Genomic DNA, 19,638 nt, shown 5'->3' on the forward strand with positions numbered 1-19,638 from the left:
GTGAGGCAGAACCGGGACAGAGAACGATGGCTGAAAACAGCGTGAAGAAAGTTGTGCTGGCCTATTCGGGCGGGCTCGATACGAGTGTCATTCTACGCTGGCTGCAGACCGAGCGCGGGGCGGAGGTCGTCACCTTCACCGCCGATCTCGGCCAGGGCGAGGAACTTGAGCCGGCGCGGCGCAAGGCCGAGATGTTCGGCGTCAAGGAAATCTTCGTCGAGGACCTGCGCGAAACCTTCGTGAAGGATTTCGTCTTCCCGATGTTCCGCGCCAATGCGCTCTACGAGGGCCAGTACCTGCTGGGCACCTCGATCGCCCGGCCGCTGATCGCGCAGCGGCAGATCGAGATCGCCGAGGCGGTTGGCGCGGACGCCGTGGCGCATGGCGCGACCGGCAAGGGCAACGACCAGGTCCGCTTCGAACTGGCCTATTACGCGCTGAAGCCGGATGTGAAGGTCGTCGCCCCCTGGCGCGAGTGGAACCTGACGAGCCGCACCAAGCTGCTCGAATTCGCCGAGGCGCACCAGATCCCCATCGCCAAGGACAAGCGCGGCGAGGCGCCCTTCTCGGTCGATGCCAACCTGCTGCACTCCTCCTCCGAGGGCAAGATCCTCGAAGACCCCGCGCAGGCGCCGGACGAGATCGTCTACCAGCGCACCATCAGCCCCGAGGCGGCGCCGGACGTGGTGACGGAAATCAGCATCGATTTCGCGCAGGGCGACGCGGTGGCCCTGAACGGCGTGGCGCTTTCGCCGGCCACGCTGCTGACCAGGCTCAACGAGCTTGGCCGCGACAATGGCATCGGCCGGCTCGACCTCGTCGAGAACCGTTTCGTCGGCATGAAGTCGCGCGGCGTCTACGAAACGCCGGGCGGCACGATCCTGCTCGCGGCGCATCGCGCCATCGAGAGCATCACGCTCGACCGCGAGGCGGCGCATCTGAAGGACAGCCTTATGCCGCGCTATGCCGAGCTGATCTACAACGGCTTCTGGTTCAGCCCGGAGCGGCGGATGCTGCAGGCGCTGATCGACGCCAGCCAGAACTCCGTCACCGGCCGGGTGCGCCTGAAGCTCTACAAGGGCAACGTGATCGTCGCAGGCCGCGAAAGCCCCAACTCGCTCTACTCGGCGCGGATGGTCACCTTCGAGGATGACGAGGGCGCCTACAACCAGCAGGACGCGGCGGGGTTCATCAAGCTGAACGCCCTGCGCCTGCGCCTCGGCGGCGCCATCGGCCGGCGCGGCGGCGCGCTGTAAGGCATCCGGGCGATGGATCGGCGGTTCCGGCCCTTCGCCCGTCTTGCCGCCGCCGGCGGCCTTGCCCTGCTGCTCGCGGCCGGGGCGTTTGCCGCGCCGGCGCAGCACCCTATCGACGCCAGGACCCGCGCCGCGCTCGACCGCGAGGCGCATGCCCTGCTGCGGCAGAAGGGCGTCACCCATGTCGGTTTCTACGGGTTCACCATCGATCCGGCCGGGCATGTGACGAGCGCCTGGGTCGTGCGATCCGCCGGCAATCCCCGGCTGGACGAGGCCGCGCTGGCCATGATCCGCAAGGCGATCCTGAAGCGCCGGCCAGCGGGCGCGCCGGCCCGGATGCAGTTCGTCATCCCGATCGAATTCCGCCGCCACGGCGCGCCGGTCGCGCCGTCTGCTCCATAATCGCCATATTTCGACCATGGCCGGGCCATGTTGCCCGGCTATCCGGATGGTGCGTACGAATGGAGGACCACAGCATGCAACAGATCCTTTCGACCCGCGCGCTCCGGCGTGCCGGCCTTGGCGTGGCGGTGATCGCCTCGGCGCTGGCGCTCGCCGGTTGCACCAATCCCTATGATCCGGGCCAGCGCGCTCTCGGCGGCGCCGCGATCGGCGCCGGCGCCGGTGCCGCGATCGGTGCCGCGACCGGCGGCAGCCCGGCGACCGGCGCGCTGATCGGTGGTGCCGTGGGGGCCGCGGGCGGCGCGCTGACAACCCCGTCCCCGCCGCCGCCGCCGCCGCCCGGCTATTACCGCAACGGCCAACCGGGATATGGCCAGGGCGGATACGATCGCCAGTACTACAATTCCGGCCGTCGCCCCGAGGACCGGCGCGACATGAACCGGTACCCCGACCAGCAGCAAGGCGGCTATTACGGCAACGGCTATCCCGGCGGATCGTATCAGCAGGGCGGCCAATACCAGTATCAGAACGGCAACCAGGGCGGCCCCTATCAGGGAACCCCGTATGATCAGGGCAATGGCTACCCGAACGGCCAGTATTAGGGCAATTTTCCGATCCTGTTGGATCGGATGATGCACTGGTGTCCTGCGCCTGAAATTCGTGGGTGAATTTCAGATTTCGGACACTAGCGGCATGCGCCGGCCCGGTTACTCGTCGGCGTAGGGGTTCTTGGTGCCGCGCAACGCGAGGCGGATCGGCGTGCCTTCGAGGCCGAACCGCTCGCGCAGCGAATTGACGAGGTAGCGCTGGTAGCTGTCGGGCGTGAGTTCCGCCCTGGTGCCGAACACCGCGAAGCTGGGCGGCCGCGCCTTGACCTGGGTGATATAGCGCAGCTTGAGCCGGCGCCCCTCGACCAGCGGCGGCGGGAAGCGTTCCAGCGCGCCCTCGAACCAGCGGTTGAGTGCGGAGGTGGTGACCCGCGTGTTCCAGATGCGGTCCGCCTCGCGCACCGCCGGCAGCAGTTTCTTGACACCCTCGCCGGTCTCGCCCGAGAGCGGCACCAGCGTGATCCCCTTCATCTGCGAGAGCGAGTGTTCCAGCCGTTCGAGAATGGCGCGGCGGGTGCGGTCGCGGTCTTCCACCAGGTCCCACTTGGTCAGCGCGATGACGCAGGCGCGGCCCTCGCGCTCGATCAGCCGGGCAATGGTGAAATCCTGGTCGTGCAGCCCCTCATGCGCATCGACCGCGAGCACCACCGTATCGGCGAATTTCAGCGCCTCGATCGTCGACGAGGTGGAGAGTTTCTCCAGCCCCGCCTCGACCCGCGCGCGCCGGCGCAGCCCGGCGGTGTCGAACAGCCGGTAGCGCCGCCCGGCCGAATCGGTCAGTTCGGCGGCGATCGCATCGCGGGTCAGGCCGGGTTCCGGGCCGGTGATCACCCGCTGCTCGCCCAGCAGCCGGTTCATCAGGGTCGACTTTCCGGCATTCGGCCGCCCGACGATGGCGAGGTGCATCGGCCGTTCGCCATCCTCATCCTCCGCCTCGTCCGTCTCGGGCAGCGCCTCGATGATGCGGTCGATCAGGTCGGACACGCCCTCGTTATGCTCGGCGGATACCGGCACCGGCTCGCCGAGGCCGAGTTCATAGGCCTCCAGCGCCGCGTTGCTGCCGCCGCGCCCCTCCGCCTTGTTGGCGACGACAATCACCGGCTTGCCCGCCCGGCGCAGCCAGGCGGCGAAATGCCGGTCCTCCGGCAGCAGGCCGGCGCGGGCGTCGAACACGAACAGCACGAGATCCGCCTCGTCCACCGCCGTCCCGGTCGAGGCGCGCATCCGGCCCGGCAGCGTGTCCGGCGGCGCTTCCTCAAGCCCCGCGGTGTCGATCAGCTGCACCTTCACCCCGGCAAGCTCGCCCCAGGCTTCCTTGCGGTCGCGCGTGACCCCCGGCTCGTCGGCGACGAGCGCGATACGCTTGCCCGCCAACCGGTTGAACAGGGTGGATTTGCCGACATTCGGCCGCCCGCAGATCGCGACCCGCGGGGTGCGGGCAGGGGAGGTGGTCATCGATAGGCGGTCAGCACCGCGTTGCGGGTCAGCGCGAACAGCGTTCCCGCGGCGGCGATCGGGGCGAGATCGGCCTCTCCGTCGAGCGCGAGGCCGGCGGCGAGCGGAGTGGTCAGCCGGCCCGTCGCGGCATCGACCACGATCATCCGCTTGTCGGAACCGGTCAGGACCAGGCCGGCGCCGGCGGCGAGCGGGCCATGCCACGAAATCGGCTGCTTGTGCCGCTTCGGATCGCCATAGGCCGGCAGTTCGGTCACCCACGCGACGGCGCCGTCAGCGACATGGATCGCGGCGAGGCGCTGGTTTTCCGTCAGCAGGAACAGCCAGTCGCCGGCGACGGCCGGGGTCTCGCTGCCGCCCGCGCTGATCCCCCAGATGCGCCGTCCCGAATGCAAGTCGAACGCGACGGTGGTGCCCGCGAGGCCGGTGGCGATCGCCAGACCCCCGGCGATCACAGGGCTCGCCACGATGCTGGACACGTCGAGCGGATTGGTCTGGTCATACCCGGCCGCGAGGCTCTGCTCCCAGACGGCGGAGCCGCCGGTCGCGTTCACGCCGGCGAACACGCCCGAGCCGAAACCGGCGACGACGATGCCATCCTGATAGGCCGGCGTGCCGGCGCCGAACATCGAGCCGCCCGAGCCGTTGCCGGTGGGGAAGCGCCAGGCAAAGTCGCCGGTCTTCGCATCGAAGGCCTGCAGCGTGTCGTCGAGCATGATGACGAAGATCAGCCCGCCGCCAAGGCCTGGCGCCGAGCGGAACGGCTGGTCGAGCGTCTTGGTCCAGCGCGGCTTGCCGCTGGCCGGATCGAGGGCCAGGAGCTGGCTGAAGCCGGACGCGACGTAGAGCGTGGTGCCGTCCGCCGCCAGCCCGCCGCCATAGGCGAAGCTGTTGTCGTGCTTCGGGCGCATGGGGTGGCGCCAGAGCCGCTGGCCGCTGGCGATCGAATGGGCTTCGACCACGCCAAGCGCATCCATCGTGAACACGCGCCCGCCGGCGGCGACCGGGGCGGCGTGCAGCGTGCGGCGATAGGTGGCTCCGGCGCCGACATCCCGGCGCCATGCCATGGTCAGCCGCGCGGGCAGGGCGCTGACGCCGGCATCATGCGCGGCATTGGCGCCCGCCTGTCCCCAGACCGCGTGGCTGCGCGGCGCCGGCAGCGTCACCGCGGGCGCGCCGCTGGAGACGGAAAGCGGATTGTGCGGCGGCAGGACCGGGATCTTGCGGCCGGGAACCGGCGGCTTCACTGCCTTCGAAAACAGGCTGCATCCGGTGAGCAGCGCCATCGAGGAGAGCAGCGCGCCGCGCCGCCCGAGAGTGGAAAGGGCGCGAAGGTCGGTCATGGTGCGGCTTGTCATCCGTTCAGTTTCGCGATCAGGCCCTGGGCGAGGTTCCGCAGGTTGGGCGGCGAGGCGGGATCGGCGCTCACCTCTTCGAGCAGGCCATGCGCCGACTTCGTCTTGCCGGCCTTCATGTCGAGCAGGGCGAGGTCGAGTTGCGCGAGCGGCTGCCATGGGTTGCCCGGCTTGTTGAGGGTTGCGAGCCGGGCACGCACATCGGCATCCGGTTTCACGCCCATCTCGTGCTGGGCGAGGAGGAGGAGCGCGAGATCGTGGACCGGCGGCGTGGCGCCGCTGTTGGGCGCCGCGACCGCCGCCCAGAGCTGGCCCGCCGTCTTGAGGTCGCCGGCCTGGGCGTAGAGCGCGGCGGCGCGCAGCCGGGCAAGGTTGGCATAGCCGGCGGGGGCGGTGCCGGCGAAATCGACCAGCCGTTTCGCATCGCCAATGGCGCCCGATTTGGTCAGCCCGGCTTCCTGCTGGCCGATCTGGCTGGTCAGGGTCACGTAGCGGTCCGCCGCCTTCAGGTCCTGCTGATGGCGATGCCATTGCCACGCCTTCCAGCCGCCGATCGCGAGCAGCACGAAGGCGGCCGCCCCGGCCAGCGCGCCGGCATAGCGCATGAGGAACTCGCGGGTGCGCTCGGCACGCAGGTCTTCGGCAACTTCGTCGAAAATATCGGGCACGCTGGCTCTCGCTCGTTTCGCGCAGGGGGCGGGGCCGCCACGCGCAGAGTGGATCGGGTCGGTCGGGCGGACCATAGCCGCGCGCGGGGCGTTGGGCAACGTAACCAGGTCTTCATTTTTTCATGCCATTCTGCCGCCGATGCGACGAATGCTTGCCCTGTTCTGTGTGATCCCGCTTGCCGGTTGCGGTATCGGCACTGGCGCGACCGTGGCCGCCAACGTGGTCACGCTGACCACGATCCATCGGACGGTGCCGGATGCGGTAGTGTCTCTGATATCCGGACGCAACTGCTCGATGGTCCGGCTCGATGAGCAGAAGAGCTACTGCGTGCCGAAATACGTGCCGCCGCCGCCGCCGCCCTATTGCACGCAGACGCTCGGGGATCCCGAGTGCTGGGCCGATCCGGAAAAGCTGCCCGATCACGCGCCGCAGATCGCCGAAGGTCCCTACAAGCTGACGACCCCCGCGCAGATCGCCAGCGCCGAGGGCCGTTGGCCCTGACATTGCGACCCGGGACTCCGGGTCCGCCGCTTCCCGGGGCCGGTGCGGCGCAACGGGTGGAGTCCAGGCCCGATCGACCTTGCTGCATCCATCAGGCCGAAACAACAAACGCCGCCCGTGAGGGCGGCGTTTGCCAGTCTTGGCCGGTCGTGCCGGTTCAGTTTTCGCTCTGAGCCTGCTGGTTGCGGCGGCGGATGGCGGCACCGAGGATGTCGCCGAGCGAGGCGCCCGAGTCGGAGGAGCCGTAATCGGCCATGGCCTGCTTCTCCTCGTCGATCTCCTTGCCCTTGACCGTGAGCTGCAGCTTGCGCGCGGCGCGGTCGACGGCGGTGATCTTGGCGTCGATCTTCTCGCCGACGGCGAACTTCTCCGGCCGCTGGTCCGACTTGTCGCGCGCCAGCTCGGCGCGGCGGATGAAGCCGGTGAGCACGTCGTCCACCTTCACCTCGAGCCCGTTCGACTGCACGGCGGTGATCACGCAGGTCACGATCATGCCCTTGTGGACACGGTCGAGCACGCCGGCGGCGGGATCTTCCTCGAGCTGCTTCACGCCGAGGCTGATGCGCTCCTTCTCGACATCGACGTCGAGAACCTTCGCCTTGACCATCTCGCCCTTGTTGAACTTGGCCATGGCGAGTTCGCCCGGCTCGTCCCAGGACAGGTCGGACATGTGGACCATGCCGTCGATGTCCGGCGCGAGGCCGATGAACAGGCCGAACTCGGTGATGTTGCGGATCTCGCCCTCGACGATCGAGCCGACGGGGTGTTCGTCGAGGAACTGCTCCCACGGGTTGCGCTGGACCTGCTTGAGGCCGAGCGAGATGCGGCGCTTGCCGGCATCCACGTCGAGCACCATGACCTCGACTTCCTGGCTCGTCGCCACGATCTTGCCCGGATGCGCGTTCTTCTTGGTCCACGACATCTCGGAGACGTGCACGAGACCCTCGACGCCCGGCTCCAGCTCCACGAAGGCGCCGTAGTCGGTGATGTTGGTGACCCGGCCGGTGACCTTGATTCCCGGCGGATACTTGACATCCACACCTTCCCACGGATCGGTCTCGAGCTGCTTCATGCCGAGGCTGATGCGCTGGGTGTCGGGGTTGAAGCGGATCACCTGCACGCGCACCGGCTGGCCGATGGTCAGCGCCTCGGCCGGGTGGTTGATGCGGCGCCAGGCGATGTCGGTCACATGCAGCAGGCCATCGACGCCGCCGAGATCGACGAACGCGCCGTAATCGGTGATGTTCTTGACCACACCGTCGAGGATCTGGCCTTCCTTGAGGCCCTGGATCAGCTCGCTGCGCTGTTCCGCCCGGGTTTCCTCGAGCACCGCGCGGCGCGAGACCACGATGTTGCCGCGCGCGCGGTCCATCTTGAGGATCTGGAACGGCTGCTGCACGCCCATCAGCGGGGTGACGTCGCGCACCGGGCGGATATCGACCTGGCTGCCCGGCAGGAACGCGGTGGCGCCGCCGAGATCGACGGTGAAGCCGCCCTTGACGCGGCCGTGGATCACGCCGTTGACCCGCGCCTGCTGCTCATAGGCGCGCTCCAGCGCCGTCCAGGCCTCTTCGCGCCGCGCCTTCTCGCGCGACAGGACGATCGAGCCGTCCTTGTCCTCGTAGCGCTCGATATAGAGGTCGAACGTGTCGCCGGACTTGATCTCCTGCGCGCCGAATTCCTTCAGCGGCACGCGACCTTCGCTCTTCAGCCCGACATCGACGACGACGTAATCGTCATCGATCCGCGAGACCCGGCCGGAAACGACCGAGCCCTCGAAGCCGGTATTGCTGCCGAGCGTGCTGTCGAGCAGCGCGGCGAAGTCCTCTGTACCGGTGGTGTGATCAGCGCCCTGCGAGCGCATGGCAGTTGCGGTTGAACCCATGAAGCGGTTTAAATCCTTGAAACGAGGCCAAAAAGCGGCCGGTTTGGTTTGCGCGCCACGCCGTATGTCCGATCATCGTGGCCACGTCTGCCCGGCTTTGCCGGGTGGGGTTGAGGGGTATCGCCTGGCCGCATCCGCCGGAAAGGGACGCCGCAATGACGACAGGCCGCATGCACCTCGCCCGCGGCTGTGGCCGGGGATAGGCCTTTTTACCTTGTTTTGCAAGCATTCCGGCGCGATTCCACGGTCCCGCCGCGGCCGGAGGCTTCGCGCCGCCGAATGACATGCTATAAGCCCGCCCCGATGACGCACTCGCAGACTCCGGCTCGGCCGGCCCCGTTCCTTCCCCCGCAGGCGCGGAAGCGCCCGCGACGCGCCGGCGCGCTGTCGGCCCTGGTCCTGCTGATGCCGCTGGCTCTGGGCGGCTGCGGCCTGTTCGGCGGCGGAGCCAAGACCGGCACCTCAAGCGGTCACGACGGCGCGGACAAGACCTTGTCCAAGCCGCTCAAGCCGGCTTCGGCCCTCTATGCCGACGGCATCGCCTATCTCCACAAGGGCGAGAACAAGAAGGCGGCGCGGACCTTCGGCGAGATCGAGGTCAACTACCCCTATTCGACCTGGGCGAGCCATGCCGAACTGCTGCAGGGCTACGCGGAATACCGCGAGCAGAATTTCGATTCGGCGGTCAGCGCGCTCAACCGGTTCATCGAGCTCCATCCGGCCAGCCCGGAAGCCGCCTACGCCTATTATCTGAAGGCGCTGTGCTTCTACGAGCAGATCGAGGACGTGCAGCGCGACCAGACCTTCACCCTCGAGGCCGCGCAGGCCCTGCAGGACGTGATCTCGCGCTTCCCCGACAGCGCCTATGCGCGCGATGCGCGGATCAAGCTCCGGCTGGTCGAGAATCGCCTGGCCGGACACCAGATGGAGGTCGGCCGGTTCTACCAGCGGCAGAATCTCTATGCCGCCGCGATCAGCCGCTACCAGGTGGTGGTCCAGCAATACCAGACGACGACCTTCGTCCCCGAGGCGCTCGACCGGCTGGTGGAATGCTATCTCGATCTCGGGCTGGTCAAGGAAGCGCGCCGGAATGCCGCCGTGCTCGGCTACAACTATCCCGGCTCGCGGTGGTACCGGAATGCCTATGCCACGCTCCGCAGCCACGGGCTTCTGAACGGTGCGGTGAAGCCGAAGGCCTCGGGCGGGTTCCTTTTCGGCCTGCTCTGAACGGAGGCGCGCCGGGGTCATGCTCACAGCGCTCTCCATCCGCGACGTGATCCTGATCGACCGGCTCGATATCGGCTTCGAGCCCGGGCTGACCGTCTTCACCGGCGAGACCGGCGCGGGCAAGTCGATCCTGCTCGATTCGCTCGGCCTCGCGCTCGGCGACCGTGCCGATGCCGGACTGGTGCGGGCCGAGGCGAAACAGGCGGTCGTCACCGCGTCGTTCGCCGTGGCCGCCGGCCATCCGGCGCAGGCCCTGCTGGCCGACCAGGGAATCGACGCCGGCGATGAAATCCTGCTGCGACGGATCCTGACGCGCGACGGCAAGTCACGCGCCCTGGTGAACGACCAGCCGGTCAGCGTCGCCCTGCTGCGCCGGGCTGCCGACCTGCTGATCGAGATCCAGGGCCAGCATGCCCAGATCGGGCTGACCGATCCGGCGACCCAGCGCGACATGCTGGACGAATTCGGCGTCGATCCGGCCTTGCGCGAGACGGTCGCCTCGCTGTTCGCCTCCTGGCGCGCCGCCGAGGCTGCCCGGGCGGATGCCGAGGCGGCGCTCGAATCGGCGCGGCGGGACGAGGATTTCCTGCGCCACGCGGTCGAGGAACTCTCCGCCCTGGCGCCGCGCGCGGGGGAGGACGAGGAACTCGCGGCCGCAAGGCAGCATCTTCAGGGCGCCGAGCGGCGGGCCGAGGCGATCGGCAGCGCGCTTGCCGAACTCACCCCGCGCGAGCGCCGCTCCGCCGGCCCCGCGGCAACGCTGCGCGCCGCCGCCCGCGCGCTCGCCCGCATCGCGGAGGCCGATCAGGGGCCGTCCATTGGCCAGGCGCTGGCCGCGATCGAACGGGCCGAGGAAGCGCTGGCCGAGGCCGAAACCCTGCTCTCCCGCGCCGTCTCCGAGGCCGAGGCGGACCCGCGCGGCCTCGAAGCGATCGAGGAGCGGCTGTTCGCCCTGCGCGGCATGGCGCGCAAGCACGCGGTTCCGGTCGTCGAACTGCCGGCGCTGCTGGAAACCTTCGCCGCCCGGCTCGCGACGCTCGATGCCGGCACCGAGGAACTCGCCCGCGCCGAGGCTGCGAGCCGTGCCGCCCGCACCGCCTATCGCGAGGCGGCCGCCGCCCTCAGCAAGGCCCGCGGCGCGGCGGCGGAACGGCTGGCCGCCGCGGTGGCGCGGGAACTCGCGCCGCTCAAGCTCGACCGCGCGCGATTCGTCGTCGCCCGCACCGACCTGCCGGAGGCGCAATGGAACGCGCGCGGCGCGGACGCCGTGCGCTTCCTCGTCGCGACCAATCCGGGCAGCGCGCCCGGCCCGCTCGACAAGGTGGCGTCCGGCGGCGAACTCTCGCGCCTGCTGCTGGCGCTCAACGTCGTGCTCGCCGGCGAATCGCCGGTCGGCGCGCTGATTTTCGACGAGGTGGACAGCGGCATCGGCGGCGCCACCGCGGCCGCGGTGGGCGAACGCCTGGCCCGGATCGCCCGCGAGACGCAGGTTCTCGTGGTAACCCATTCGCCGCAGGTCGCCGCCCGCGCCGATGCGCATTTCCAGGTCAGCAAGGCCAGCGCCCGCGACCGGACGCGGACCACCGTCACACGACTCGATCCGACCGCGCGTCAGGAGGAAATCGCCCGCATGCTCGCCGGGGAAACCATCACCGACGCCGCCCGAGACGCGGCGCGCAGCCTCATGGCCGGATCGTGACGAGTCCCGCGAGCGGCGTGCCCGAACCGGCGGACCCGAAGGCGCGGCTGGCCGAACTGGTCGAGCGGCTCGCCGCCGCCGATGCCGCCTATTATCGCGACGATGCGCCGATCATGGACGATGCGGCCTATGACGCGCTGCGCCGCGAAGCCGAGTCCCTGCGGGCCGCGCATCCCGATCTAGCCGCCGCACTCGACCAGGTCGGCACGGCCCCGTCGGGCGCGTTCGGCAAGGTGCGCCACCGCCTTCCCATGCTCTCGCTCGACAATGTGTTCGAGCCGGCGGATTTCGTCGAGTTCTGCGCCAGCATCCGCCGCTTTCTCGGCCTCGGCGCGGCACCGCTCGCCTTCGTCGCCGAACCGAAGATCGACGGCCTGTCGATCTCGCTGACCTACGAGAACCGCCGTTTCGTGCGCGGCGCGACGCGCGGCGACGGCACCGAGGGCGAGGACGTCACCGAAAATCTCCGCACGCTGCGCGAACTCCCCGCAACCCTGCCGGACGACGCGCCGGATTTCATCGAGATCCGCGGCGAGGTCTACATGACCAAGACGGATTTCATCACCCTCAACCAGGGGCAGGCCCGCCAGTTCGCCAATCCGCGCAACGCGGCGGCCGGCAGCCTGCGCCAGCTCGATCCCGCGGTGACCGCATCCCGCCGGCTTTCGCTCTTCGCCTATGCGCGGGGCGCCGCGAGCCAGGCGGTGGGCGAGACCCATTGGGACTATCTCGCGATCCTGCGCCGCTGGGGCTTCCCGGTGAACCCGCTGGCGGAGCGGGTGAGCGAGGCGGGCGCGGAACCCTTCCAGCGCTCGATCGGCGAGCGCCGCGCCGGGCTCGATTACGATATCGACGGCGTCGTCTATAAAATCGACGATCTGGCGCTGCAGGAGCGCCTCGGCTTCGCCGGCCGCGCGCCGCGCTGGGCGGTGGCCTGGAAATTCCCCGCCGAGCGGGCGCTGACCACCCTGCGCGGGATCGACATCCAGGTTGGCCGCACCGGCGCGCTCACCCCGCGCGCCCGGCTCGATCCGGTGAATGTCGGCGGCGTGCTGGTCAGCCACGCGACCCTGCACAACGAGGACGAGATCGCCCGCAAGGATGTGCGGATCGGCGACACCGTGGAGCTCCAGCGCGCCGGCGACGTGATCCCGCAGATCCTCCGCGCCCTGCCCGAGCGCCGCCCGGCCGACTCGGCGCCCTTCGTCTTCCCCGATCACTGCCCTGTCTGCGGCGCGCTGGCGATTCGCCCGGCCGGCGAGGTGGTGCGCCGCTGCACTGGCGGGCTGAGCTGCCCGGCCCAGGTGGTCGAGCGTCTGATCCATTTCTGCTCGCGCCTCGCCTTCGACATCGAGGGCATGGGCGAAAAGACGGTCCAGGAGTTCCACGGCCTCGGCTGGCTCGAAAGCCCGGCGGACATTTTTACCCTCCGCGACCGCGAGGCCGCGATCGCGGCGCTGGAGGGCTGGGGCGAGGTCTCGGCGCGCAAGCTGATCGCCGCGATCGACGCCCGCCGCCGGATTTCCCTCGCGCGCTTCATCTACGCGCTCGGCATAAGGCGGATCGGCGAGCAGAACGCGAAGCTGCTGGCGCGGCACTATTCGTCCTATGCCGTATGGCGGCGGCAGATGGAGGAGGCGGGCGTGATCGGTTCCGACGCGCGGCTGGAACTCGGCTCGATTTCCGGGATCGGCCCATCGATCGCCGAGGAACTCGCCGGTTTCTTCGCCGAACCGCATAACCGCGACCTGCTCGACCGCCTGGTGCCGATACTGACCATCGAGGACGAGGTCGCGGCGGCGGGCGGGGCGCTCGCCGGCAAGACGATCGTTTTCACCGGCACCCTCGAGTCGCTCACCCGCCCGGAGGCCAAGGCGCGGGCGGAGGCGCTGGGGGCCAGGGTGACCGAGTCCGTCTCGAAGAAGACCGACTTCGTGGTGGTGGGCGCGGACGCCGGCTCGAAGGCCGCGAAGGCAGCCAGCCTCGGCGTGACCGTCCTCAGCGAGGCGGAATTCCGATCTCTCGCGGGGCTTCCGCCCGGTTGAACGCCGGCGCGGTCACCGCGTCGGCGTTCAAAGCATCCGTCAGTCGTCCCGCTGGATCCGCTCCTGCCGCTCGTGGCGTTCCTGCGCCTCGATCGACAGTGTGGCGATCGGCCGTGCCATCAGCCGTTTCAGGCCGATCGGCTCGCCGGTTTCCTCGCAATAGCCATAAGTGCCGTTTTCGATCCGGGCGAGTGCCTGGTCGATCTTGCCGATCAGCTTGCGGGCGCGGTCCCGGGTGCGCAATTCGAGGGCCCGGTCGGTTTCGACGCTGGCCCGGTCGGTAATGTCGGGTTCGAGAATGCCGCCCTCGGACAGGCTGGCGAGGGTTCCGTTGGCTTCCATCAGCAGGTCGTGCCGCCAGCGAAGCAGCTTCTGGCGGAAAAATTCGACCTGCATCGGATTCATGAACTCTTCATCCTCGCTCGGCGAATAGTCCGGTGCAAGAGTAATTAACATTAATGTCAGTTCCTCCAACGCACGAGCCTCTGATCCAGTCGATGAGAGGCCGCAGGTGGCCGGCTTATAGCCGCGCGGCAATCGGACGCCAAGGCCACGAAGGGAGCAATTCACCGTATGGTCACAACCTTTCGTGGCGGGCGAGTTCCACTCTCGCGCGCAGCCTGATGGCGCCGATGACGGTCTGCAGCGCCGGATCGGCGGGACGGGGCATGTTCTCGATCATCTGGCGCAGCGCGTCGAGATCCGGCCGGGCGCCGCCGAGCAGCGCGGCCTGGAGCGCGGCGAGCGATCCGAGCGTCTGTTCGCCGGCCCTGTGCGCGGCGCGGTCGCGCCGGACCGGTCCGTCCTCGTCCTGCAGGCTGATCAGCCCGGCCATGTCCACCGGCGCGACCGCGATGGCGGCCTGCTGGCTCTGGGTCGTGATCGTGAAGCCGCCGCCTGCCGCAGCGGCGGGACCGGTCCTGCCGCCAATGCCGCCGACCGGCCCGCTGCCGCGCAGCCCTGAAACTCTCGTCATTCAACTCTCCATCCGAAGCCGCCGCCTCACAAAATTTCTGATAGCTGCAAATTGTTAACTTTTTGCTGCGAAAGTCCTGTGCAGTGACCAAAATGATCGCGCCAGGATGACCCGAAATTTCTTTGCAATCTGCTGCAGCGGCCAGCATCGCTGGCGGGCGGTTCTGCTGATCGCCTGGGCGGCGGTCTGCATCCTTATCCAGTGCATGCGCCCGGCATTTTCCGAGGTCCGGATCAAGGATATCACCGACATACAAGGGATACGAGACAACCAGCTGATCGGCTACGGCCTCGTCGTCGGCCTCAGAGGTACCGGCGACTCGCTGAACAACTCGATCTTCACGCGCCAGTCGCTCATCGGCATGCTCGAACGGCTCGGCGTGAACACGCAGAACCAGGCCCAGAACCTGCAGACCAAGGATATCGCGGCCGTCATGGTCACGGCGAACCTGCCGGCTTTCGCCCATAGCGGCGAGACGATCGACGTCACGGTGTCGGCGATGGGCGATGCGACGGATCTGACCGGCGGCACGCTGCTGGTGACCCCGCTGCTCGGCGCCGATGGCCGGGTCTATGCCGTCGCCCAGGGTTCGCTGGTCACCGGAGCCATCCAGGCCGCGGGGGCGAACGCATCCTTCACGCAGGGCGTGCCTACGGTCGGCCGGATCACGAACGGCGCCATCGTCGAGCGTTCGGTCAGCTTCAAGCTGGCTTCCGAGAAGACGCCGAAACTCGAGCTCCGCAACCCCGATTTCACGACCGCGATGCGCATTTCGCGTGTGATCGACGAGCGTCTTGGTCCGGGGATTGCAACGGTGGACGATCCGCGCACGATCACCCTTGATCTCAAGGGGCGCAATGTCGTCAGCGATCTGGCCGAGATCGAGGATCTGCGCGTTCAGCCGTCTACGCCTGCGGTCGTCGTCGTCGACGAGGCGACCGGCACCATCGTGATGGGTGCGAATGTGCGGATCAGCACCGTCGCCATCGACGAGGGGAACATCACCGTCACGGTGAAGAACACCCCGGTTGTCAGCCAGCCCAATCCGCTCGCCGGCGGCACCACCGTCGCGACATCGCAGACCTCGATTTCCGTGAAGAAGGACAGGGGGAAGAAGATGGATATCGTGCACGGCAATATCAGCCTGCAGCAACTGGTTTCGAGCCTGAATTCGCTGGGTGTCGCACCGCACGACATGATCAGCATCCTCCAGGCGATCAAGGCGGCCGGCGCCCTGCAGGCACGGCTGGTCGTGCAATGACCGTGGGCTCCGTATCCGGTCTGCCTCTCGGTGCGGCGCTCGATTCGCTCACCAAGCCGCAGGCCGCGCCGCTTCCCCGGGCCGGCCAGTCGCCCCAGGGCAGTGCCGAAATCGTGAAGGCCGCCCATCATTTCGAGGCGATGGCGATCGCCCAGCTGCTCAAGCCGATGTTTTCCTCCGTCGGCTCGGCGCAGGCGCCATTCGGCGGCGGCTCGGTCGAGAAATCGTTCCGGCCCTTCTTCATCGACGCGATCGCGAAGTCGATCGAGGCGCGGGGCGGCCTCGGCCTGGCACCGATGATCGAACGCGCGCTCGAGGCCGACCAGCAGAAGGCGAAAATGTCATCCGGCGCGACGTCGCACGGCGCGGCGTCTCCGGCGCCCTCCTCATCGACAGGATCAGGTTCATGAACAACGACACATCACCGGGTAGTGCAATCGAAGCCGCCGAGGCCCTGGCCGCGATCCTGGAAGAGGAAAACCGCAGCCTCTCGATTCAGGATTTTGCCGTGAGCGCGGCGCTTGCCGAGGCCAAGCGCGCGGCGATCGGCCGCCTGGAGGCCGCCCTGGATCTCGGCGTCGCCGGAAAACCGCGCGACGGCCGGCGGGTCGAGGCGGTGCAGCAGCGCCTGGACGCGGCGGCGGCGGCCAACGGGAAATTGCTGCGCCAGGCGATCGAGACGCAGCAACGGGTGATCCAGACGGTCATGCAGGCGCTCGATACGAGCCGCGCGGCCGGTGAGCCGTTGCAGCCCTATGGCCAGGAGGGCGCGGCGCGGCCGACCGCCCCCGTCGCGCTCGTCCTGCGGGCCTGATCTCACCGCCGATCTCTGGCCAGATCGGGGTGCCTGTGGCATCCCGGTTCCATGAAGCTGGTGCTGATCACAGAAGCCCCGTTCAAATCCGTGACGGGCGCATCGTTCTACCACCGCCGCCTGCTCGCTGCCTGGGGGGAACTGGGGGGAAGTTCGGAGGTTCACGCGCTGGATGCGCCGGTCGCATCCTCATTCGCTGAGCGGATGGATGCCGGGGCGCTCGTGATTGTGGAAGGTGCGGCCTTCGAATTTGCGCGTGATGCGATTCCGGCGCTGCAGGCGCGCGGGGCGATTGCCCTCATCCACCATCCGACAGCCCTTGAGCCGGGCACGCCGGAGGACCGTCGGCAGGCGCTCAAGGCATTCGAGCGTCAGGTCCTGCCCGGTTTCAGCCGCGTCATCGCCGCGAGCGATCCGATCGCCGACAGGCTGTCGGCCGAATTCGGCGTCATCCGCGAACGGATCACGGTGCTGGTCCCCGGGACCGACCGCTATCCATGCCGTACATTGAGCCCGGTCCCGCCCGACGGAAGCCCCTGCACGCTGCTGGCCCTCGGAACCCTGACATACCGCAAGGGGCACGACATTCTGCTCCGCGCGCTTGCGACGCTGCACGATCTCGACTGGCGGCTGGTCCTGGCGGGAGAGCCGCGCGATCCGGATTATGCCGCGGGGCTCGACCGTCTTTCCGCCGATCTCGGCATTGCCGGGCGCGTTGAACGGCGCGGGCCGCTCACCGGCGGCGCGCTCGATGATGCCTGGTCGGAGGCGGACATGTTCGCGCTGGCGACGCGCTTCGAGGGATTCGGCATGGCGATTGCCGAGGCGATGGCGCGCGGCTTGCCCGTCGCCATCTGCGATGGCGGCGCGGCCGGCCAGCTCGTGCCCACCGGGGCCGGCATCGTCGCCCCGGTTGATGACGTCGCCCAGCTCGGCAAGGCGCTGCGCCGCCTGGTCTTCAGCCCGGCGCTGAGGGCGCAGATGGGCGCCATTGCCTGGAAACATGCTGGCGGCCTGCCGAACTGGCCGGATCAGGCAAGGGCCCTGCGCGCGCTCGCCGGCTGAAACCGCCGGATCGACGATTTCCCGAGGAGCGTCCGGTCAGCCCATGCTTCGGGGCGGTGTCGCCGTCCGGCTATGGGCCAGCAACAGGCCGACCTGCGTGTGAAGGCAGCCGAACGAGAAGGGCTTTCGCAGCATCGCGGTGGGCGCGCTGTCGAACGGCGGTCCGGACGATGTGGTTTCGTCCAGCCCGGTCACGAAAAGAAGGGGCAGTTCGGGGCGGTCGGCGCGCGCGGCAAGGGCCAGTTGCCGTCCATTCATGGCGCCGGGCAGCCCGATATCGGCGATCAGCAGATCGATATCCGGCTCCGCGCGAAGGATCGCGAGGGCGGCTTCCGCGTCCGCGGCCATCCGCACGGAAAATCCCTGTTCGCGGAGCATGTCGGCGAGCAGCGTGCGCAGGCCCGGCTCATCATCGACGACGAGGATGAGGCCGGAGGTTTCGTCCCATCGCATGTCGGGCGCCGGCGCCGGAGCGTCTGATGTTTCTGTGGCGCCGGAAAGCTGGTTGCAGGGAATGAACAGGCTGATCTTCGTGCCCCTGCCGGCCTCGCTGGCAAGTTCGATGTGCCCGCCCGACTGCTTGATGAAACCATACACCATCGACAGGCCGAGCCCGGTGCCCTGGCCTGCGGGCTTGGTGGTGAAGAACGGCTCGAAGACGCGGTCCTTGACGGCGTCCGACATGCCGCAGCCGGTATCCGTGATGGTCAGCCGGACATAGTCGCCTTCCGTGTGCGTCTGGCCGCGGGCGGGTGCTACCAGCGTGGCATTGCTCGCCTCGATCGTGAGCCTGCCGCCTTCCGGCATCGCGTCGCGTGCGTTGATGGCGAGGTTCAGCAGCGCGTTCTCCAGCTGGTTGCGATCGCAGAAGCCGGCGCGGAGATCCGGCGGGTAGAGCGTTTGCACCTCGATGGCCGGCCCCACGGTCCGGTCGATCAGTTCGTGCAGGTCGTCGAGCAGCGTCGCCACCGAGATGGCGGCGGGCGCCAGGGCTTGCCGGCGCGCGAAGGTCAGCAGCCGCTGGGTCAGGCCGGCGGCCCGGCTCGCGGCGCTGCGCGCGCCATCGAGATAGGACATCGCGGACGCGTGGTCGCCCTGCTCGATCCGCGTCGCCAGCATGTCGAGATTGCCAAGAATCCCGGTGAGAAGATTGTTGAAGTCGTGCGAAATACCGCCCGTCAGCTGGCCGATCGCCTCCATTTTCAGGCTCCTCGACGTTTCAAGTGGATTTGAATAATTCGCTGAGCGGCGCAGCGATCAGATAGATCATGGTGATGAAGGTTTGGGCGTTTCGGTAACCGCGGGCTCTGGCGCGGGCGGCCTTGAAGATTCCGTTGAGGGCTTCCATGCGGGCGTTGCTGTAGGTTGAAGCCCAGCGGCGAAGGATGCGTTCCTTCTGCTTTTCGACGGTTTTGATGGCGGTGAGAACCGGATCCAGCATTGGGCCGAGACTGACTTTTTTGCGGGCGTGACGGATGAAATGGGACAGTCGCCAGCGGGCGGCCTGGAGCGTCGGCGCGATACGGACCCAGCGGAGCTTCTCCTTGATCTGCCAGGCGACGGCGGTCAGCAGACCGCCGGCCTCCAGTTCGGCCAGGGCGACAGCCTGCTTTTGCGTGAGGTTGCGTTCCCTGGCCTTGAGCACGGCCCAACGAACGGCGGACGGCATTTTGACCAACCGCGCCTCGGCCTTGCGCACGTCGTCGACGGCCCTGGTAAACAACTGCACGACATGGAACCAGTCGACCGTCACTGAAGCTTCGGGGAAGCTTTCACCCAGAGCCGCCAGAAAGGCGGGGGACATGTCGCAGACCATCTCGACGATCTGTCCCGGCTTGCCGTGGTGCGCTATCAGAAAATCCTTGAAACGGCTGATTGTTTCCTTGCCTTTCCCGGGTGTGGCGAACATCACCGGCCGCGACTTTCGTTCCAGGTCGATGAAGATCGTGACGTAGTTGTGGCCCCGCTTCGAGGCCGTCTCGTCGAATGCCACCGCCCTCAGTTCGGCAAGGTCGAGCCGATCCAGTGCCTGCCCGACGTAATGCCCGATGATTCGCCAGAGCCGCTGGTCGGTGATAGCCATTTGCCGTGCCGCCGCCTGTACCGGCATTTCGCGCGCCAGCATCAGCGCCACCTGCTCGAACAGCAGCGTGAAGCCGCTGCCTTCCCGCGCCCACGGTACCCGCACCCGCTTCACCCCGTGTTCCGGGCAGTCCGCGCGGGGCACCCGTGCAAGGATAATGCAGTGGTGCTGGAAGAAATTCAGATGCCGCCAGCGGAACTCGGCAAAGTCATGTGCCTTGCAGACCCGACCGCATTCCGGGCAGGCAAACAGAGAACCCCGATCCGCCTCCAGCCGCAGATGCAGCTCGTGTGGATGCTTCCCCGTCTCCAGATGCTGACCTGCCAGACGCCATGGC

Annotated in this window: 19 protein-coding genes; 11 read left to right on the forward strand and 8 right to left on the reverse strand. The window is 68.3% G+C overall.

The window, feature by feature from the left end; all coding sequences use genetic code 11:
- Positions 1-26: 26 nt before the first annotated feature.
- From RT91_RS06500 to RT91_RS21380, 3 genes are all read left to right on the forward strand, one after another.
- Positions 27-1,256, forward strand: coding sequence for an argininosuccinate synthase (locus RT91_RS06500; protein ID WP_007423029.1), 1,230 nt, complete (start codon positions 27-29; stop codon positions 1,254-1,256).
- 12 nt (positions 1,257-1,268) lie between these two features.
- The gene (locus RT91_RS06505) at positions 1,269-1,658 is read left to right on the forward strand and encodes an energy transducer TonB (protein ID WP_007423030.1); all 390 of its coding nucleotides are present in this window, start codon (positions 1,269-1,271) and stop codon (positions 1,656-1,658) included.
- A 74-nt stretch (positions 1,659-1,732) separates the two neighbouring features.
- Positions 1,733-2,260, forward strand: coding sequence for a YMGG-like glycine zipper-containing protein (locus tag RT91_RS21380; protein WP_035186316.1), 528 nt, complete (start codon positions 1,733-1,735; stop codon positions 2,258-2,260).
- A gap of 105 nt (positions 2,261-2,365) precedes the next feature.
- On the opposite strand, the gene der is transcribed toward RT91_RS21380, so the two are convergent.
- Genes der through RT91_RS06525 form a run of 3 tightly spaced genes read right to left on the reverse strand, consistent with a single transcriptional unit; the run spans position 2,366 to position 5,744 of the window.
- Positions 2,366-3,721: a ribosome biogenesis GTPase Der gene (der, locus tag RT91_RS06515; RefSeq protein WP_035186305.1), complete on the reverse strand. Its 1,356-nt coding sequence runs from the start codon at positions 3,719-3,721 to the stop codon at positions 2,366-2,368.
- The gene (locus tag RT91_RS06520; RefSeq protein WP_231295361.1) at positions 3,718-5,064 is read right to left on the reverse strand and encodes a PQQ-like beta-propeller repeat protein; all 1,347 of its coding nucleotides are present in this window, start codon (positions 5,062-5,064) and stop codon (positions 3,718-3,720) included. The genes der and RT91_RS06520 overlap by 4 nt, the downstream gene beginning before the upstream one ends.
- 11 nt (positions 5,065-5,075) lie before the next feature.
- Positions 5,076-5,744 (reverse strand): tetratricopeptide repeat protein, encoded by a 669-nt coding sequence (locus RT91_RS06525; protein WP_035186307.1) that lies wholly within the window; start codon positions 5,742-5,744, stop codon positions 5,076-5,078.
- 148 nt (positions 5,745-5,892) lie between these two features.
- On the opposite strand from RT91_RS06525, the gene RT91_RS06530 reads away from it, so the two are divergent.
- The gene (locus RT91_RS06530) at positions 5,893-6,246 is read left to right on the forward strand and encodes a hypothetical protein (RefSeq protein WP_013639802.1); all 354 of its coding nucleotides are present in this window, start codon (positions 5,893-5,895) and stop codon (positions 6,244-6,246) included.
- 157 nt (positions 6,247-6,403) lie between these two features.
- Here RT91_RS06530 and rpsA read toward each other — a convergent pair whose 3' ends face one another.
- Positions 6,404-8,131 (reverse strand): 30S ribosomal protein S1, encoded by a 1,728-nt coding sequence (gene rpsA, locus RT91_RS06535; protein ID WP_007423283.1) that lies wholly within the window; start codon positions 8,129-8,131, stop codon positions 6,404-6,406.
- A 279-nt stretch (positions 8,132-8,410) separates the two neighbouring features.
- Between rpsA and RT91_RS06540 the strand changes: the two genes are divergently transcribed.
- Genes RT91_RS06540 through ligA form a run of 3 tightly spaced genes read left to right on the forward strand, consistent with a single transcriptional unit; the run spans position 8,411 to position 13,102 of the window.
- The gene (locus RT91_RS06540; RefSeq protein WP_011941751.1) at positions 8,411-9,358 is read left to right on the forward strand and encodes an outer membrane protein assembly factor BamD; all 948 of its coding nucleotides are present in this window, start codon (positions 8,411-8,413) and stop codon (positions 9,356-9,358) included.
- Positions 9,359-9,377: 19 nt separating this feature from the next.
- Positions 9,378-11,057 carry a DNA repair protein RecN gene (gene recN, locus RT91_RS06545; protein ID WP_035186310.1) on the forward strand — a complete coding sequence of 560 codons (1,680 nt, stop codon included), beginning with the start codon at positions 9,378-9,380 and terminating at the stop codon, positions 11,055-11,057.
- Positions 11,054-13,102: an NAD-dependent DNA ligase LigA gene (gene ligA / locus RT91_RS06550; RefSeq protein ID WP_035186312.1), complete on the forward strand. Its 2,049-nt coding sequence runs from the start codon at positions 11,054-11,056 to the stop codon at positions 13,100-13,102. Before recN ends, ligA begins: the two co-directional genes overlap by 4 nt.
- A 39-nt stretch (positions 13,103-13,141) precedes the next feature.
- Here the strand turns inward: ligA and dksA are convergent, their stop codons facing one another.
- Complete coding sequence (dksA, locus tag RT91_RS06555) at positions 13,142-13,558, reverse strand: RNA polymerase-binding protein DksA (protein WP_007421674.1); 417 nt, start codon at positions 13,556-13,558, stop codon at positions 13,142-13,144.
- 121 nt (positions 13,559-13,679) lie between these two features.
- Positions 13,680-14,078 (reverse strand): flagellar assembly protein FliX, encoded by a 399-nt coding sequence (locus RT91_RS06560; protein ID WP_013639799.1) that lies wholly within the window; start codon positions 14,076-14,078, stop codon positions 13,680-13,682.
- Positions 14,079-14,184: 106 nt separating this feature from the next.
- Between RT91_RS06560 and RT91_RS06565 the strand changes: the two genes are divergently transcribed.
- The 4 genes from RT91_RS06565 to RT91_RS06580 are packed head-to-tail and all read left to right on the forward strand — an operon-like array spanning position 14,185 to position 17,218.
- The gene (locus RT91_RS06565; protein WP_007421676.1) at positions 14,185-15,339 is read left to right on the forward strand and encodes a flagellar basal body P-ring protein FlgI; all 1,155 of its coding nucleotides are present in this window, start codon (positions 14,185-14,187) and stop codon (positions 15,337-15,339) included.
- Entirely contained in the window at positions 15,336-15,749 is a 414-nt protein-coding gene (locus tag RT91_RS06570; protein WP_011941756.1) for a rod-binding protein, read from the forward strand. Before RT91_RS06565 ends, RT91_RS06570 begins: the two co-directional genes overlap by 4 nt.
- Positions 15,746-16,153, forward strand: a complete 408-nt coding sequence (locus RT91_RS06575; protein ID WP_013639797.1) for a hypothetical protein — start codon at positions 15,746-15,748, stop codon at positions 16,151-16,153. Before RT91_RS06570 ends, RT91_RS06575 begins: the two co-directional genes overlap by 4 nt.
- 51 nt (positions 16,154-16,204) lie before the next feature.
- Complete coding sequence (locus RT91_RS06580) at positions 16,205-17,218, forward strand: glycosyltransferase family 4 protein (protein WP_035186314.1); 1,014 nt, start codon at positions 16,205-16,207, stop codon at positions 17,216-17,218.
- 36 nt (positions 17,219-17,254) lie between these two features.
- Here RT91_RS06580 and RT91_RS06585 read toward each other — a convergent pair whose 3' ends face one another.
- Together RT91_RS06585 and RT91_RS06590 are read right to left on the reverse strand one after the other, a co-directional pair.
- On the reverse strand, positions 17,255-18,418 hold the full coding sequence (locus RT91_RS06585; RefSeq protein WP_240314220.1) for an ATP-binding protein: 1,164 nt from the start codon (positions 18,416-18,418) through the stop codon (positions 17,255-17,257).
- Positions 18,419-18,437: 19 nt separating this feature from the next.
- A partial coding sequence (locus RT91_RS06590) for an ISL3 family transposase (protein ID WP_035186321.1) occupies positions 18,438-19,638 on the reverse strand: 1,201 nt, incomplete at its 5' end.

Origin of the sequence: Acidiphilium sp. JA12-A1 (assembly GCF_000724705.2) — a bacterium.
Taxonomy (GTDB): Bacteria; Pseudomonadota; Alphaproteobacteria; order Acetobacterales; family Acetobacteraceae; genus Acidiphilium; species Acidiphilium multivorum.